Source organism: Wolbachia endosymbiont of Leptopilina clavipes (assembly GCF_006334525.1).
GTDB lineage: Bacteria > Pseudomonadota > Alphaproteobacteria > Rickettsiales > Anaplasmataceae > Wolbachia.
The window spans coordinates 1-17,990 of record NZ_QJHA01000020.1; the positions used below are offsets into that span (position 1 = coordinate 1).

The 17,990-nt window shown below is 35.0% G+C and carries 13 protein-coding genes and 5 pseudogenes; 7 read left to right on the plus strand and 11 right to left on the minus strand.

Going from position 1 to position 17,990, the window contains the following annotated elements:
- From OUY_RS01720 to OUY_RS01730, 4 genes and pseudogenes are all read right to left on the minus strand, one after another.
- Positions 1–678: pseudogene (locus OUY_RS01720) on the minus strand (helix-turn-helix domain-containing protein); the annotation flags it as partial.
- A 72-nt stretch (positions 679–750) separates the two neighbouring features.
- Positions 751–1,695 carry a baseplate megatron protein TIM-barrel domain-containing protein gene (locus OUY_RS01725; RefSeq protein ID WP_246038600.1) on the minus strand — a complete coding sequence of 315 codons (945 nt, stop codon included), beginning with the start codon at positions 1,693–1,695 and terminating at the stop codon, positions 751–753.
- Positions 1,696–2,015: 320 nt separating this feature from the next.
- On the minus strand, positions 2,016–2,162 hold the full coding sequence (locus tag OUY_RS06345) for a hypothetical protein (protein WP_246038602.1): 147 nt from the start codon (positions 2,160–2,162) through the stop codon (positions 2,016–2,018).
- A 310-nt stretch (positions 2,163–2,472) separates the two neighbouring features.
- Positions 2,473–3,204: an ankyrin repeat domain-containing protein gene (locus OUY_RS01730; RefSeq protein WP_139686528.1), complete on the minus strand. Its 732-nt coding sequence runs from the start codon at positions 3,202–3,204 to the stop codon at positions 2,473–2,475.
- Between the two features lie 482 nt (positions 3,205–3,686).
- On the opposite strand from OUY_RS01730, the pseudogene OUY_RS06350 reads away from it, so the two are divergent.
- Positions 3,687–3,968: pseudogene (locus OUY_RS06350) on the plus strand (transposase); the annotation flags it as partial.
- Between the two features lie 115 nt (positions 3,969–4,083).
- Here the strand turns inward: OUY_RS06350 and OUY_RS01740 are convergent.
- Both OUY_RS01740 and uvrA read right to left on the minus strand, forming a co-directional pair.
- Positions 4,084–4,788, minus strand: a complete 705-nt coding sequence (locus OUY_RS01740) for a ComF family protein (RefSeq protein WP_139686529.1) — start codon at positions 4,786–4,788, stop codon at positions 4,084–4,086.
- A 51-nt stretch (positions 4,789–4,839) separates the two neighbouring features.
- Positions 4,840–7,653, minus strand: coding sequence for an excinuclease ABC subunit UvrA (uvrA, locus tag OUY_RS01745; protein WP_139686530.1), 2,814 nt, complete (start codon positions 7,651–7,653; stop codon positions 4,840–4,842).
- A 325-nt stretch (positions 7,654–7,978) separates the two neighbouring features.
- Here uvrA and OUY_RS01750 point away from each other — a divergent pair, with 325 nt between their 5' ends.
- Positions 7,979–9,310 (plus strand): ankyrin repeat domain-containing protein, encoded by a 1,332-nt coding sequence (locus tag OUY_RS01750; RefSeq protein ID WP_139686531.1) that lies wholly within the window; start codon positions 7,979–7,981, stop codon positions 9,308–9,310.
- Positions 9,311–9,370: 60 nt separating this feature from the next.
- Entirely contained in the window at positions 9,371–10,369 is a 999-nt protein-coding gene (locus tag OUY_RS01755) for a pyruvate dehydrogenase complex E1 component subunit beta (protein WP_010405014.1), read from the plus strand.
- A gap of 2 nt (positions 10,370–10,371) precedes the next feature.
- On the opposite strand, the pseudogene OUY_RS01760 reads toward OUY_RS01755, so the two are convergent.
- Positions 10,372–10,727: pseudogene (locus OUY_RS01760) on the minus strand (TrbC/VirB2 family protein).
- Between the two features lie 199 nt (positions 10,728–10,926).
- On the opposite strand from OUY_RS01760, the gene lepB reads away from it, so the two are divergent.
- Positions 10,927–11,712, plus strand: coding sequence for a signal peptidase I (gene lepB / locus OUY_RS01765; RefSeq protein ID WP_064085447.1), 786 nt, complete (start codon positions 10,927–10,929; stop codon positions 11,710–11,712).
- A gap of 3 nt (positions 11,713–11,715) precedes the next feature.
- On the opposite strand, the gene OUY_RS01770 is transcribed toward lepB, so the two are convergent.
- Genes OUY_RS01770 through iscU form a run of 4 tightly spaced genes read right to left on the minus strand, consistent with a single transcriptional unit; the run spans position 11,716 to position 14,821 of the window.
- Complete coding sequence (locus OUY_RS01770) at positions 11,716–13,617, minus strand: Hsp70 family protein (RefSeq protein WP_139686532.1); 1,902 nt, start codon at positions 13,615–13,617, stop codon at positions 11,716–11,718.
- Entirely contained in the window at positions 13,595–14,053 is a 459-nt protein-coding gene (locus OUY_RS01775; protein ID WP_139686533.1) for an iron-sulfur cluster co-chaperone HscB C-terminal domain-containing protein, read from the minus strand. The genes OUY_RS01770 and OUY_RS01775 overlap by 23 nt, the downstream gene beginning before the upstream one ends.
- A complete protein-coding gene (locus OUY_RS01780; protein WP_006012614.1) occupies positions 14,046–14,432 on the minus strand; it encodes a HesB/IscA family protein in 387 nt (128 codons plus the stop codon). Before OUY_RS01780 ends, OUY_RS01775 begins: the two co-directional genes overlap by 8 nt.
- A 5-nt stretch (positions 14,433–14,437) precedes the next feature.
- Complete coding sequence (iscU, locus tag OUY_RS01785; RefSeq protein ID WP_006012607.1) at positions 14,438–14,821, minus strand: Fe-S cluster assembly scaffold IscU; 384 nt, start codon at positions 14,819–14,821, stop codon at positions 14,438–14,440.
- Between the two features lie 176 nt (positions 14,822–14,997).
- On the opposite strand from iscU, the gene ftsY reads away from it, so the two are divergent.
- The 3 genes and pseudogenes from ftsY to OUY_RS01805 all read left to right on the plus strand — a co-directional run.
- Positions 14,998–15,909, plus strand: coding sequence for a signal recognition particle-docking protein FtsY (ftsY, locus tag OUY_RS01790; RefSeq protein WP_019236959.1), 912 nt, complete (start codon positions 14,998–15,000; stop codon positions 15,907–15,909).
- Positions 15,910–16,927: 1,018 nt separating this feature from the next.
- A pseudogene (locus OUY_RS06855) lies at positions 16,928–17,370 on the plus strand (IS110 family transposase); the annotation flags it as partial.
- Between the two features lie 75 nt (positions 17,371–17,445).
- Positions 17,446–17,990: pseudogene (locus tag OUY_RS01805) on the plus strand (helix-turn-helix domain-containing protein); the annotation flags it as partial.

Here is a 17,990-nt window from a genome sequence, read left to right on the forward strand (position 1 = left end):
ATACTTTCTGTTCATCAAAGAACGGTACTACCCTATCATTAAGAAGATCTGCAGCTGTGATAGCAGTCCTTTCTGTGTAAAGCTTAGCAAAAGCAACTCTGGAATAGGTATCAACAAAGGTTTGCTGGTAAATTCGTCCAATACCTTTGATATTACCAACATAATAACTGTCTTGGCTACCTAAGTATCCTGGATGCTCTGTTTCAATTTCTCCATGGGCCTCTTTTTCTTCCTTAGCCTTTTCTAGAGCTGTTATCTGTTCTTCTGTTAAAATGATACCATCCTGAGCTACTTTTGCTTCTAATGCCTTTAACCTCTTTTTAAAATTTTCAAGATCGTTTCTTTGCCACACTGATCTTATTCCACTTGCAGAGATGAGAATTCCTCTCTTTTTCAGTTCGTTTGCTGCTCTTTCTTGTCCGTATGCTGGAAACTCTATTGCTATTTCAACTACTGCTTTTTCTATATCCTCCGACACTCTATTTGCATACAATGGCTTGCTTTTGCTTATCTCGTGTAAAGCCTCTTCTCCTCCTGTTTCATACAGTTCTTTGAAGCGGTAAATGTATCCCTTGAATATCCCATTACTTTACACGCCTGTGATACATTTCCTAATTGCTTTGCAAGTTCTAGCAATCCCAACTTTGGTTTTAGTATTTTTTCTTGTGTTGTATTCATATCTGACACTCCTTTAAAACTTGTCTATATTTTTATCTTACTTTGTTTGCTTGTCAGATCAAGTCTAGACTATTACACATCATATGAATGATACTCACTCCAATCGGCAGCGTAAGTTACGTTTACTTCTTTTCCAAGCTGAAGCTTTACTTGCTTTGCAACTTTAACTAGCTCTGCTACTGCAGGATAGTTACCCTCTACATCTTTTACTCTGGTAAGCTGAGCAAACTCAGAACCAATAATAAACCCTTCCACTTTAGTTTGTTTGGCAATGCTCGTGTAATGCTCTATGAATTTTCTATACTGATTCTCAAAAAAATCACTTATATCCTGAGGAGTACCGCTCAATTTTCCTCGCCACTCTTTGTTTTTTGTGTCAAGCAAGAGCATTGGATAGAGCATCACCTTATAACCTCTGCTATGCAGCTCTTCTATATATCTTATTAGTGCTGCATCGCTAACTGTACCACCATATCTTGGATTGCCATGATTATCTTTTGAAATGAGCTGGGCATTATCCCTGGTTATATTTCCCACTTGCCAATCATCAGGCACTATAGCAGAATCGTCTTGAAATTCAACTGCAGGATATATTTTACAATCTTTGATATTCAAACTGCTTGCAAACCAATTAACCACTACCGATGCCCATTCAACATTTGGTAAACTTTCCTTCAATTGGTCCAAAGAAAGCATAGCATCGCTCTTTTTTGTGTGATTATTGTGATTTACTCTTTGTACCGGTCCATAGGGAATATATTGACTACTGCTTATTTTTTCTCGTGCAATTTTCTTCTGTATTTTCGTATCATACACAAACTCCCCTGAACCTGGTATGATATTGATATTTTTAATGTTTTCTGCTACTGAGAATCCACTGAGCTTCAGTGCAGTTTGCACTTCAAATGTAAACACCGGAACACGATTACTATAGTCTGCCAAAGGGAAATTTTTGATGACTATGTAAGATATTCCTCTATAAGCTGGTACATTCTTCTCACCTTCGATTGATAACATAAACGGATCAGGGTTTTGGTCTTCTCTGCCGTGGTAAAAAGTATAATCTATTTCATCAAAACTAAGCGATTTTATATCCGCCCAGATTCTATTTAATTTTTCTACTTTCCCCTTGCAAATTGCAATTGCGAGTGTTGCATAGTAGTTATATGTAATATTTATACCTCTTCCTGTTTTATTTTGAGTGGTTATCGCCTCCTCTTTTATTGGCTGTGACCAAATAATGTTTCCAGCAATGCGAGCAGTGCCATAGATAATTGGAATTGCTTTGCCATAAGTTGAGGTTTGAACTTGCAGATTTTTCAGCCTCGCCCCATGCGTTATCTTTTGCTCGGCATCAAGACCAATATTGCATTATCAAGCTGTGCACCAAGCAGAGCACCGAGTTCTGAGCCAACAATCTGGCCAATTGGCCCAAAAATACTGCCCGCTTTACTTAAAATTGATGATAAAATTATTGTAGACATAATAATCCTCCTTTTTGATAGATTGTTTTGAATTTTTGAAAGAAGATCCCAGACTGGGATGAAATTGGGATCTACTGTATAGTAGTGTCATGCAACTGGTATCCAGGAAAAAAAGGATGTCATCCGAGTAGCCCTTTTCCTGTCATCCGAGTAGCTGACACTGGTTTCTTACCAACAAAAAACTTAGCATAACTTGCGTGCTCAAAAAATTCCTAGATTCCAGTACTGGAATGACACCCCTTTAGAAGTTCAATGACCCTTCTGGATAAAAACTATTGTCAAGCACTGGAATGACATGGTTCGAATTGTGTCACTTGCATGGTGTCATCCCAGACTGTGTAGCAATGCTACTTATGGCTGGTGTATTATTCTCTTGAGAAAAAACATCACTCAATGAAGAGCTCACTGACAAGCTTCTACTAGATAAGCTTCTAGATGAGCCAGATGACAGCCTTGTACCCTCGTTTTTAGTTTTACTGTTACGATGTTTCTTATCTGGCTCATCTTTTATGTTATGTTCCTTCTTAAAATTTTTACATAAAGTGGAAAAAGGAGTACTACCATTTCTATCTTTTACATGAACACTTGCGCCTTCAGCTAACAGAGCATCTACTACCTCTACATGGTTACTTAAAGTAGCATAATGCAAAGGAGTACTACCACTTCTGTCTTTTACATTAACATCAGCACCTTTTTTTAGTAGAGCATTTACTACACCTACACATCGACTATAAACGGCATGATGCAAAGCAGTCTCTCTATTTTCACCTTCTACATGAACATCCGCATGCCTATCTAATAAAACATTCACTAAATCCTTACAGCCAGCTGCTGCAGCTGCAATTAATAATGTAAATTCGGCATCAGGATCACTTTGGATGAATGTATGATTTATACTAAAATTTTTATTTTCCCACTCTTGATACGCTATTGTATCTTCCCTTCGCAATACCTCTTTTATTTTATTAATTACGTTATCTTTATTTACACTTGCATCTTTATCAATTGCACTTAATATCTTTTTCAGATTTTCAAAATCCATCTTTACCTCCTATAACTTTACGTTGCAGTTACTACACAATTACAAACAAAAGTAAACACATTTTTGGAATTTATTTAGAAAAAGAATCCATTAAAAAAGTCAGTGATTTGTAATAAATAACTGATCCATTTAATTGAAAGAAATATGTGATGTAACTATAGTCATTATAAACAACAATAGAAAAAACACGGAAGTAAAAAATTTATATTGATCTTATCATATTTATTATTAGCATAATTATAAACATGGGAAAGCAAATACAAGTCAACTTATCTAAAAAAATAGTGAGAGGGTCTTATCTGGCGCAAAATGGATGGCCAACCTTAGTGAAAATTATTTTGCATCATTGAATAATAACAGCATTAAACCAGCCAGCTCTATAAGAAAACTAATAGAGGCTTTTTTACTTGTTCCAATTATTACATCCAGTGCTATTACACTAGCATGTACCTATTTTTTTCTGAATGCAGTGAGTATTCAAAAATATGATTGCAGCTTTGAATAAGGGAAAAATTATGGCGCCTATGATTTTTGAAGGCTATTGCGATACAGACGTTTTTAATAGCTAGTTCAAGCTTTTTGCTGGGTGATTTTGGATAATGCAACTTTTCATAGAAAATAAGTGAATTTGTTAAAAGTGTCGGTGCTGAAGTTATATATCTGCCTCCATATTCTCCTGATTTTAATCAAACCATTGGTTTGTTATAAAAAATTTAGCCAGAAAGAATATTCAGCTATTCGAACTATTAGAAAAAGAGCTATAATTATAGACTCCGTATACACTATAACTAGACTTTTTTTTAAGAGGAATGATACAGAAGTTAGTACTAAGACACTAAACAGTTTTCAAAAATGAAAATTATACCTTAAAGCTGATTTTCATACAGTTCTTGCAAGCGATAGCACTCTCACTTCTCTTGCACCAGAGTTTAAAATTTCCTGAGAGCAAGACCTTGCGGTTGCGCCAGTTGTTACTACATCATCAACCAATATCACGATTTTGTTTTTGATAATTTCGCTGTTACTTACTTTAAAAGTATTTTTCAAATTTTTTTCACGCTGTTTAAGTGAAAGACCATCTTGAGGTTTGGTGTGACGAATACGTTTTATTGCAAATGGTGTATAAGATAAATTAGATAACTTACTTAATTCCTTCGCGAGCAATGCTGCTTGATTATATTTACGTTTAAATAAGCGTATTTTATGTAGCGGTATGGGAACTATGACCTCTGCATTTTGAAACATGTCTTTGTTAGCTTTGTACATCCACTTTGCATAGACTTTCACATAATTTAAATTATCAAAAAATTTAAAATTTATAATCATATTTTTGCTATGTTCATCATAAGCAAAAACTGATCTTAATACTTTAAATGGTGAAGGGTTACTGATGCATTTACCACATGTATCAATGTTATCTGGAATTACTACACCACAAACATTACAGTAATGCTTAGTTAAAAAATTGATTTTTTTATTGCATTCACTACATAAATCATAACTTTTATCAATTATACGTTCACAACTTACGCATACGTTTGGAAATATGAGATCTGTAGCTTTTTTTAATAAGAGAAGATTCATGAATTAAATATGTTAGGTATACCTTTTAAAATGCTCCTCATAACCTAATTATTAAGAAATAGTCGATACTTGATCCAATAAATATGTTTTAAGATACTTGCCTGTAACGCTTTTTGGAGTCTGTGCAACTTTTTCTGGAGTTCCTACAGCAACCACTTCGCCACCTTTTACTCCACCCTCTGGACCAATATCTATTATGTAATCAGCAGTTTTTATAACATGTAAATTGTGCTCAATAACTATAACAGTATTTCCTAAATCAACTAGCCTATGGAGTATTTTCAGTAAATTATTTACATCTTCAAAATGTAACCCAATTGTTGGCTCATCGAGAATATACAATGTTTTCCCGGTAAATCGCTTTGATAGTTCCTTAGACAGCTTTATTCGTTGTGCTTCACCCCCGGACAACGTTGTTGACGACTGTCCAAGCGTTATATAGCCAAGCCCTACTTCCTGTAAAGAAATCAACTTTTCCTTTATCATTGGAAGATTTTCAAAAAAGTCACATGCTTGATCTATTGTCATATCAAGCACATCAGAAATTGATTTTCCCTTGTAAATAACTTCCAATGTTTCTCGGTTATACCTCTGTCCTCTACATTGCTCACATTTCACATAAACGTCCGGTAGGAAATGCATCTCGATCTTTAAATGCCCATCACCTTTACAAGCTTCACATCTTCCTCCCTTGGTATTAAATGAAAATCGGCCTATATTGTAACCTCGTGCCTTCGACTCTGGGAGACCTGCAAACCAATTTCTGATGTGAGTAAACATACCAACATATGTTGCTGGATTTGATGCTGGGGTCCTACCAATTGGCGATTGATCAACTTCTATAATTTTATCTATATACTCAAGGCCTTCTATTTTGTCGCATTGACCATGCCTTGCAGATGAATGATTTATCTTGTGTGCTGAGTATTTATATAATGTTTCTATCACTAAACTTGATTTCCCTCCTCCTGATATTCCAGTAACACAAATAAAATTCCCTATAGGAAATTCAACATTTATATTTTTTAAGTTGTTCTCACAAGCATTAACTACCTTTATGAACTGAGTTGTTTGCTTTCTTCTTTTTGAAATTGAAATTTCCTTCTTTCCACTTAAATACTGTCCTGTTATGCTTTCTGAATTTTTTTGTACCTGATCTGGTGTTCCTTCTGCAACGATTTTTCCTCCATTCACGCCAGCTCCAGGACCAATATCAATCACATAATCAGCAGCCATTATTGTGTCTTCATCATGTTCAACAACAATCACAGTATTACCCATGTCTCTCAGATTTTTAAGTGTGGTAATTAATCGATCATTATCACATTGATGAAGGCCAATTGAGGGCTCATCAAGCACGTATAGCACTCCTGTTAAACCAGAGCCAATTTGCGAAGCAAGCCTGATCCTCTGGCTTTCACCACCAGAGAGAGTGCTAGATTCACGGTCAAGTGTAAGGTAATTTAGCCCTACATTCTTTAAAAATGTCAGCCTTTTGATTATTTCGTTTAATATTTTATTTGAAATTTGCCTTTGTTGTTCTGTAAGTTTGTCTGATAAATTTCCAAACCACTTAAGGGATTCATCGATGCTGAGCCTTGATATTTCACCTATATGTTTTTCGTCAAATTTCACTGTAAGTGCTTCTTTTCTCAATCTATAGCCAGCACATTCTTTGCAGTCAGTAACAGAACAATACCTATCAATAAGTGATGCATCGTAATCCATCTGGCGTTCTAGGATACTGACCAAACCTTGAAATTTCATTTCTCTAGAGCCAAAAAGTATTAAATCCTTCACTTTTTGGTCTATATTCTTCCACGGAACATCAAGGCTAAATTTGCAATTTTCAGCCAGTGATAGAATTGCATTTTTTAGCAATCCATAGTTTGTATGCACTTGACGGAACATTGATCCAATTGGCTTTAAAGCACCTTCAGATATCGAGAGCGTTTCGTCTGGCACTATTAGCTTTGCATCAACACTTAGTTTTTTACCGAGCCCACTGCATGAACTGCATGCACCGTAGGGGCTGTTAAAAGAAAACAATCTTGGCTCTATTTCTTCAAGAGTAAAGCCAGACTCAGGACATGCAAAATTCTCTGAGAAAGTTAAAGTTTGACCATTTTTATACTCGGAATTGTGGTTATCAGGTAAGTTCACTATTTCTGCATACATTAAGCCATGGCCCAGCCTCAATGCTGATTCTATACTGCCTGGTAGTCGATTTCCTATATCATCTGACATGGAGATTCTATCTGCAATAACAAAAATATCATGTTTCTTGTTTTTGTCGAGTTTAGGCAAGTCATCTATATTGTATGTTTCACCATCTATTTTTAGTCTCACGTAACCCTGCTTTTTAATTTCCAACATCTCTTTGAAGTGCTCTCCTTTTCTGCCACGCACAATAGGAGCAAGTATATATATTTTAGTTTCTAAAGGTAATGCTATAATAGTATCTACAATTTGAGATACAGCCTGTTTCGTTATTGGCAACCCAGTTACAGGCGAATAAGGTATTCCCACTCGTGCATACATCAAACGTACATAATCGTAAATTTCAGTAACGGTTCCAACAGTTGATCTTGGATTTTTTGAGATCGACTTTTGATTAATTGATATTGCAGGAGAGAGGCCTGTGATTGACTCAACATCTGGTTTATCTTGAATATTAAGAAATTGACGTGCATAAGCCAATAGACTTTCGACGTATCGGCGTTGGCCTTCTGCATAAATCGTATCGAATGCAAGGCTAGACTTACCAGAACCACTTAGTCCAGTTATAACAACTAACTTATTTTTTGGTATATTGACATCAATACCCTGCAAATTATGCTCTCTTGCACCTTTAACTCTGATCATACTTCATGTACCTTTGACCATTACAGCCTCAAAATACATAAACTCACAACAACTTGCTACTAATTTTTTCAACTGTTATGGAAAACGAAGTAGCATAACTAGTGCAAAACATTTTGCCACACAACTATATGAACATCTGTTTTCGCCAAGTTAGTTCGTACAACAAATGGTGTCATAAAAGTATGTTTTCTACAATCTCATCAAAAACATGCTTACCAATTTTTGGAAACAGGAAATTTTATTTTATATAAAATATAGAATTTTGATAAATTTAACTTTTTTGTGAGATTATGCAGTGATAAAAATAAATTGAGAGGGAAAGGTTATGGCAATAGAGAAGGAGAAGTTTTTTGAAATAATAAATGAGGTAAGTGAAAGTAGCGATTTGGATGAAGATAATTTACTTGAAAAAATAAAGAATGAGTTAAAAGGAAAAGATGAAGGAGAGTACAACAAGTTTAGTAAAAATTTTAGTAAAGAACATCAATTTAGTATAAAAATTTCAGAAGAAGCTGCAGAAGATTGGACGTTGTTATATCTTGCTACAGCATGCAACAATATGTTAATAGTGGAACTTTTACTAAAAAAGAAAGCAAGTGTTAGCGCTCGAGTAAAAGATGGCTCTAAAAATGATGGGCTAACTGCTTTGCATATTGCTGCTTCTTGTGGACATGAAAGCATGGTAAAACAACTACTAAGTGATGATCGAGTTAATCCTTCATTAAAAAGCAAAAATAAGACTCCAAGGGAGGTGGTTGGTAATATAGAAAATAAAGAAGCTATAGTAAAAATGTTAAAGGAAGCAGAACAAAATTTTTGTACAAAGCATGAGAAAAAAACTGCTGCACCAGCAGATGTTATAAATTCTGTGAAACAATATGATACCATACGTAGTGGTGCACAGGCTCCTGTTACGTGTGGAAGTAGTGACAGTATAGTAAGTGAGCAATACTTACATGCTGGTGTTAAGAATATGGTAGAAAAATTTGAGTCACCGCAAATAGGAAGTGTTACATTAGTGGTAAACAGACTCCCATTGGTGAAAGAGTTAGTAGTGACGACAACCGGTTTAGCACTTGAAACTACGTTTGATACTTCTTCCTACTCCGAAATAAATTACGACGGGGCAGCTAATGAAGTTGATAACCAAACTTTAGAAAGCCTGCAAACTCAAGTTCAGTTGAAAGATAGCCAAATTCGGAAGTTAGAAAAGCCAGGTAAAGAATTAAAACATGTTGAGAAAGAACTAGAAAAATCAAAGAGTGACGTAGCTGGACATGAGACTCGGTTAGAAATAGTTGATAAGCTCAGTAAAGAGAATCAATCACTAAAGCAAAAAATAAAAGATCTGGAAAACGAGAATACAACACTTAATAGTGAATTAAGCAAAACCAAAGCAAATAAAGTATTACTAGAAAAAACAGAAAAAGGACAACTGTCTTTCTTAAAAATTGCTTCTGTAAACTTTGCAATCATGTTGACAGTAGGTGTTGCCTTTAGTATAGCCTTCCAATTACCAATTCTATTGATGATTGCAACTTCTGTGATGTCTTCATTGATAGTCGGTGGAGTTACATACGCACTATCACCGCAACCTACTGAATTAAAAGAAGTAAGTATTCAATGCTCAATGCAACATGATGCTTGTAAAACTTAACTTGTGCGCTTCCTGGTAATTTTGATATAGTTATTTCAGTTGAAATCTACAGGTTTACAAATGGCAATCTTAAGTGTAAGAGAAGCTTTATGCACAGCGATCAGAGAAGAAATGCAAAATGACCCTGATATATTTATCATGGGTGAAGAAGTTGCAGAGTATGATGGTGCTTATAAAGTAACGAAAGGATTACTAAAAGAGTTCGGAGAAAATAGGGTAGTTGATACACCCATTACTGAACATGGATTTGCTGGTCTTGCTGTTGGAGCAGCATTTGCTGGACTTAGGCCAATAGTGGAGTTTATGACTTTTAATTTTTCTATGCAAGCTATCGACCAAATTGTGAATTCCGCAGCAAAAACAAATTATATGTCTGGTGGACAACTTGGATGCCCTATAGTATTTCGCGGACCAAATGGAGCTGCAGCAAGAGTTGCCGCACAACATTCTCAGTGCTTTGCATCTTGGTATTCGCATGTTCCAGGTTTGAAAGTAATAGCACCTTACTTTGCCTCTGATTGTAGAGGTCTGCTTAAAGCTGCAATTCGTGATCCTAATCCAGTAATATTTCTAGAAAACGAGATCGCTTATGGGCATGAACATGAGATTCCTGATTCTGAGCTATCAAATAAAGATTATCTACTTGAGATAGGCAAAGCTGCTGTTATACGGGAAGGAAAGGATGTAACTATCACTGCTTTTTCATTGAAACTAATGGATGCGTTAAATGCAGCAGATTTACTCTCTAGTGAAGGAATAGAAGCTGAAGTTATCGACCTCAGAACCTTAAGACCACTTGACACTGAAACAGTTATTAACTCTATTAAGAAGACCAATAGATTAGTAAGCATAGAAGAGGGTTGGCCATTTGCAGGAATAGGAGCAGAACTCTCAGCCATGGTTATGGAACAAGGATTTGACTACCTTGACGCTCCGGTCGTAAGGGTAACCGGCAAGGATGTCCCCTTACCTTATGCTGCAAACCTAGAAAAGAAAGCATTACCACAAGTGGAAGATATAGTTGAAGCTGTGCACCAAGTCTGCTTTAGAAAGCAATAGCCCTATTGACTCTTTTTTTTATCTCCCGTTCCACATTCTTCCATAAAAGAGGCATTTGTAGAGTTTATACCACCCATTACTTTTATGACAATAGTTTTAGCGCCAAAAAACACAGCGCAAATACACCGAGGGCGAAAAGAGCGGGCCACGGCATTCTACCAAATATTGCAAGTAAAGCTGCTCCTATTATCACTACGGTCATAAGCGGTCCACCTATTCCCCAAACGTAGCCAATAATATTACATATTACTTGAGCAGTTGTATCGTCATTAGAGTTAGCAGCACTTCCAACATGAGAAAAAGAAATAAATAATACTATAAGTAGAATACAAAAAACCTTTCTAATTGTAGGGTTCATCCCTATACCTTAAGTTTAAATATTATAATTATATCTAAAATAGTATAATTTTCAGTAAAACTAGCATTGTGATTTATACAATATTGCATAGCAAATGATGTCTATTGGTTATCAATCACTGTCAATTACTTGAGAGCTTATTTCGACTTTCGAAAAAGAGCAATAACACCCATGAGTAAAATTTCACATTACCACTTTTATGTGTTATGATAAGCTTAAATTTATAAAGAAAATAAAATTGAAAGAATTGAGAGAGAACCGGATAGCAAGAACGAGAAAGTTTTTATCTTCACTGTTTTTTTTGCTACTAATTGCGCTATCAATACGTAGTTTTTTATTTGAGCCATTTCATATTCCTTCTGGTTCAATGAAAAGCACTCTACTTGAGGGAGATTATATTTTTACTAGTAAATATTCATATGGTTATAGTAAACACTCTTTTCCATTTTCTCCAAACATCTTTAGCGGTAGAATCTTTTATACCCCTCCGGAGCGTGGTGATATAATAGTTTTCAAGCCTACAAGAAATGACAGCATTAGATTTGTTAAGCGGGTAATAGGAATACCGGGCGATAAAGTGCAAATGATAGAGGGGGAGTTATATTTAAATGATCAGAAAGTAAAGCGAAGACAAATTGAAAATTTTTTTGATTATGAGTCAAAGCGTAATATAGCAAGATACATCGAAACACTCCCGAGCGGCAAGGAGCATGAAATTCTAATAGATAATCTTTCTAATAAGTTATCATACAATACTCCAGTTTATTATGTGCCTGATGATCAATTTTTTGTTATGGGAGACAATAGAAATAATTCTTTTGATAGCAGGTTTTCTGAAATTGGGTTAATACCAACTGAAAATATAGTTGGGCGCGTAAGCATGGTTGGTTTATCGTTTAAATTAGGCAAAGTTGATTGGTTGCCGTTTGATTTTAGGTTACCTATTGCTCTGAGATTTGACAGGGTACTTCACAAAGTTTTATGAACTCTATCTATCTGCTGATTCGCATAATTCTAAAGCAGAGTTTTCTAACTCAGAGATAGCATTATTAATGTTGTCTAAGTCATTTTCCTGTAAAGCGTCTTTTGCGTTCTGTAGTAAAATTTTTAACTTTTGCTCAGTGGAAACATTTTCAACTAGATGTATGAGCTTGTTACCGTTAATTTTAGCCTCTGCAAGGGAACGAGCCTTCATGTCTTCATCAAAGTTACTTACTGACTGATTGACCATATCTTGAATATCTTCTTCACTTAAGCCAGAGCTTGAATTTATTTCAACTGTCTGTTCGACTCCAGTAGTTTTTTCTCTTGCAGTGACAGTCAATATTCCATCAATGCTAACTGTAAATCCTATTTCAACTTTTGCAGAACCTGCAGGCAATTGTGGTATACCTTTGAGTTCAAATCGTGCTAGAGATTTATTATCTTTTATCATTTCACGTTCTCCTTGACAAACGTGAATTTTCATTGCTGTTTGCCCGTTAGCGTAAGTTGTAAACTCTTTTATTTCTGAAACTGGTAGTGGTGTATTTCTTGGTATAATTTTTTCAACTATTCCCCCCATAGTTTCTATGCCAAGTGATAAAGGCAGCACATCAAGGAGAATATTCCTATCTTTTGAGTTTGAAGTTAAATAATGAGCCTGCAAAGCTGCCCCATTGGCAACTGCTTTGTCCGGATCCACATCATTCAGCACTTTATTGCCAAAGAGTTTGATTAGTGAATTTTGCACTAATGGCACTCTAGTTGCGCCACCAACTAAAATTACCCCTTTTATATCATCGATTTTAAGATCTATGTTGCTTATAGTACGAGTAACTATATTTATAGTCTTATTAACCAAAGGATTGATTGCTTGCTCGAATTCTTCTTTGGTAATTTTGCACTTAAATAATTCACCATTGATGCTGAATTCAAAAGTGCCAGAGGTATCTTCACTTAGGTACTCTTTTATAGCACGTATATTGCAGATACCAGTTTTAGTGTATGAATGTTGTAATTTGTAGGTAGTTGTATCAGATGGTGTCATTCCAGTGCTTGACACTGGAATCCAGTTCTTATTATATAACTTTCTGGTGTGTTCACTTGCAATCAAACTTTCTGGATCCCAGTGTCGGAGCACTGGGATGACACTAGAGCATTTTTTATTTAAACCTACCTGTTCTCTATACTTTTCAAGCACGATTAAACTAAGCAGATGATCAAAATCATCACCGCCAAGTTTAGTATCACCACCAACTGCAAGAACTTGAAACACTCCTTGATGTAATTTTAATATTGAAATGTCAAATGTTCCACCACCGAGGTCATAAACTGCATATATGCCACTGTTATTGTTCTTTTCAATGGAGTAAGAAAGTGCTGCAGCGGTTGGTTCATTAATGAGGCGAAGAACATCTATGCCAGCTAATTTTGCTGCATATTTGGTTGCGTTACGTGCTGAATCATCAAAATAAGCTGGTACAGTAATCACTGCTTTGTTAACTTTCATACCTGTGAATTTTTTTACCCTCTCACATAGAGCTTTTAATATCTCAGCAGAGATTTCAATAGGAGTAAGATACTTTTCCTCTGAGCATTTTACTCTAATGATTTTTTCACTTTCGTTGTCTATTTCACAACTGATATTTTCTTTATGCAAGTCTTTAACACTTTTACCCATTAAGCGTTTTACAGAGCAGATAGCGTTTTCGCCAACATCGTAGCCTACTTTTAGTACATCCTTTTCATATGAAATGACAGAAGGTAATAGTTCACGACCTTGCTCATCTTTAAATATTTCTACATTGCCAGCTTTATTTACCATGGCAATTAAAGAGTTAGTAGTTCCAAGATCTATACCAAAAACTACCTCATTTGAACTTGGTTCAGAAATTTGAACTGGCCGCATTTTCCTTCATCTCCTCAAATGACTTATATAAATATCTCAATCTAAAAACTTGTTTAGCAGCTTCATCAAAATTTTTTGTAGCAAAAGCATTAATTAGGTTTTTAGTACAATCTTTTACCTTTTCATCAATCATCCTACTTGCAAATTGTAAATCATCGCAGTCTAGAAAGTATTCTCTTATTTCCATTGATTCATTTAATATTTCAGGATCAAGATGCTCTTTTTTGCTTTGTACGTCAAAAAGATCCAACAAATGTTCGGCACGCCTTAGCGGTGACTTCAGTACCTGATAAGCTTTGTTGATATTTTCCATATTTTTGGACTCTCTTTCATTTATATCAGTTTTGCTTAGCTCAATATATTTTTTCTCCAGCTCATCAAAGCTGATGTTAAAAGCCGGTTCAATTCCAAATAATGTGAAATGGTTGCTAGACATGAAAACTCTCTCCACAACCACATTTTCCTTTCTCATTAGGATTTTTGAAAATAAAACCTGATGAGAATTTTTCCTCTACATAATCCATTTCAGAGCCAAGGATAAACATGATAGATTTTGGATCGATCAGCACCTTGACTTTTTGATCATCACTGCAGCTTTCTTCAATTACCGACTCCAAAGGACGAACATCATATGCATATTCAATATCATATTTTAAACCAGAGCATCCTTTTTGCTTAATTAGAACTCTTATTCCTATTGCTTCTTCAAGGTTAGCATGCTTCTTTTTGTCCAATAAAAACCTTACCCTCTCTACTGCATTTGCAGTTAGAGTGATAGGTTTTTTAACAGAATTTACTCCTTGAAATTCACTCATATTCCTCAATGTTTTTGTTTATTTTGATAATCATGAATAGCAGCTTTTATAGCATCCTCAGCAAGTACTGAACAGTGTATCTTTACTGGCGGCAAAGACAATTCTTCCACTATTTGAGTATTCTTTATCTTTGTTACATCCTCAATAGTTTTTCCTTTGATCATTTCTGTAAGCAAAGAACTTGAAGCTATAGCAGAACCACAACCAAAAGTTTTAAATTTTGCGTCTTCAATAACACCTTTATCGTTGACCTTTATTTGCAGTTTCATTACATCTCCGCATGATGGTGCACCAACTAGACCAGTACCAACATTTGGATCATTTTTATCCAGAGAACCAACATTCCTTGGATTTTCGTAATGATCTAAAATTTTCTCATTATAACTCATAGATTACCCGTAAACCATTACTTACATTATAACATATTTAGGTTAAAAACTAAAGTAAAATACACTAGCAAGCGGTACATTTTACTCACAAAATATATAGGTTACGAGTGTATTTACTTTACAAATACATATAGTGCATGTCATTCTTTATATGGTAATTTTAGAAGGAGTATTTCTTGAGTTTATTCAGTAATCTTTATCAAGGACTATTAAAAACCTCCTCCCGTTTTAGTGATGGAGTAAAAAATATTTTTTCTGGCAAAAAAAAATTAGATCAGTCGCTTTTAGATGATCTGGAAGAGCTGCTGATTAGCATGGATATAGGTCATAAAACTTCTAGATTGCTTATTGATAAGCTCGCAAGTATCAAATTTGAATCAGAAGTTGAACATAACATTATCACACAGCAGTTAATGAGCGAAATAGAAACAATATTAAACCCTGTTGTGCAGCCGCTCATTTTGAATAAAAAACCACACATAATAATGGTATGCGGAGTGAATGGTAATGGAAAAACTACAACTATAGGTAAACTTGCCTATAAATATAAGGAAAAAGGAAAATCCGTTATGCTTGTTGCGTGCGACACATTCAGAGCTGCTGCGAGTGAGCAATTAAATATTTGGGCAGAACGTTCTGATTGCTCTATTGTTACTGGAGAGCACGGTAGCGATTCTGCAAGTGTGGCATATAGAGCTGTAAATCAAGCGATAAAAGATAGCGTTGATGTTGTTTTAATTGATACAGCAGGAAGGCTACAAAACAATGTAAATCTCATGCAAGAGCTGTCAAAAATACATAGAACGATAAAGAAATTGGATGATACTGCTCCTCATGATGTTATTTTAGTTCTTGATGCAACTACTGGCCAAAATGCTTATAGCCAATTAGAGGCCTTTAGTAAAATGGTTGGTGTTACCGGGTTAATTGTAACAAAGCTAGATGGTACTGCCAAAGGTGGAGTAGTGATTGGGCTTGCAGAAGCTTATAAGGTGAAATTACACGCTATAGGAATTGGTGAAAGTATAGAAGACCTGAGGGAATTTACTGGCAAAGAGTTTGCTGAAGCGCTGTTTAAATGTGATTGAAGATCTCTTTAATTTTCTCATATGACCAAGCTTAATTATCATGAGAAGCCGTTTTTAGATGGTCTAATTCCAACATGTGACACTGGTTGCAAGTGATTAATTAGGTTGGGTGAGCCGTTAACATATAAAAATTACTTCCGCATATTTTCAATCTCATTATAATTACAAATAGAGATATTTTAAGAGCTCAAAATCTATCTTTAGTCTGCAGACTTTTTAATCAAACTTATTAAAAAATGTATTCTTCAGTGTATATCTGTCGTATGTGCACTACATTTTTTCTAACTCTTTTTTACACAGGAGGATTTTATGTCCAGAATTCCAGATACTTGATCTTTACTTTAGCTAAAAACCAACTGGTACCTATGGTTTTAGAAAGTGTAGGAAATAGAAACGTTTCTGTTTTTTGAGTAATTAAAAACCACTTCAGCTTGTCACTCATGCCTAAAAAGTTATTATATTAATGTAATATTGATACTTGTATACCAACATAAATATATTTTAAAAATTTAAGGAGTATATTATGACAATGTCTACCACAAATTAGTGAGAAATTAGCAGCTAGCGCAAAAAGTCTCTTTGATGAGAGCGAAAAATTATCGCTTATAGCAGAGGAAATACACAATCAAGATTTAATATATCTTTAATCACAAAAAAGAAGATATTCTACATCTTCTTTTTTTTATGCGATAATTAGCTACTTGTTTTCGTATTCGTCCAGACAAGGTAGTTATGAGTAAAAACAGCAAATGGTCAGTGCTTGACACTGGAATCCAGCTAAACACTTTACAATGTTTTTGATGACGAAAAGGCTGGATTGTATATTAAATCAAAGCCGCAAGGCTATAATGAGCAAGGAGTGATACTGTCAATTGGATTGATTGATAGAAATCGTAGGCATCTCAGTACACTCCTTGCTTTAAAAAATGGAGTACGAACGGTAGGGGGATCAAAAAGATCGAATCACAATCCTGTACAACATTTACATTATTATTTGATTATATTTATAGGTACAAAAATGGCTAGAACAGTTTTCATTGGTATTGATGTTTCAAAAGAAACACTTGATATCTCAATTAACAATAAACATCAGCGTATAGAAAATGTAGAAAGAGCTATATCTGAGTTTATAAAGTCAAAAATAGTTAACGTATTTGTTAGGTTATGTGTAGTAGAATCAACAGGTGGTTATGAAAACTTGTCATAAAGTTGTTACGGGAATATAACATAGCTGTTCACAGAGCTCACCCAAATCGGGTATATGCATTTGCAAAAGCCTGCAACCACTTTGCAAAAACAGATAAATTAGATGCAAAATTACTAGAAAAATATGCTGAATTTATCACAAAAAATGACGAAGTAATAGAATACATAGTTTCACAAAAGCAAGAAGAGCTAAGAGCAATTGAGCGCAATCTAAACGATGAAGTTCACGCAAATAAGTGTCGTTTGCATAAGGTGTAATAGTCTAGACTTGATCTGACAAGCAAACAAAGTAAGATAAAAATATAGACAAGTTTTAAAGGAGTGTCAGATATGAATACAACACAAGAAAAAATACTAAAACCAAAGTTGGGATTGCTAGAACTTGCAAAGCAATTAGGAAATGTATCACAGGCGTGTAAAGTAATGGGATATTCAAGGGATACATTTACCGCTTCAAAGAACTGTATGAAACAGGAGGAGAAGAGGCTTTACACGAGATAAGCAAAAGCAAGCCATTGTATGCAAATAGAGTGTCGGAGGATATAGAAAAAGCAGTAGTTGAAATAGCAATAGAGTTTCCAGCATACGGACAAGAAAGAGCAGCAAACGAACTGAAAAAGAGAGGAATTCTCATCTCTGCAAGTGGAATAAGATCAGTGTGGCAAAGAAACGATCTTGAAAATTTTAAAAAGAGGTTAAAGGCATTAGAAGCAAAAGTAGCTCAGGATGGTATCATTTTAACAGAAGAACAGATAACAGCTCTAGAAAAGGCTAAGGAAGAAAAAGAGGCCCATGGAGAAATTGAAACAGAGCATCCAGGATACTTAGGTAGCCAAGACAGTTATTATGTTGGTAATATCAAAGGTATTGGACGA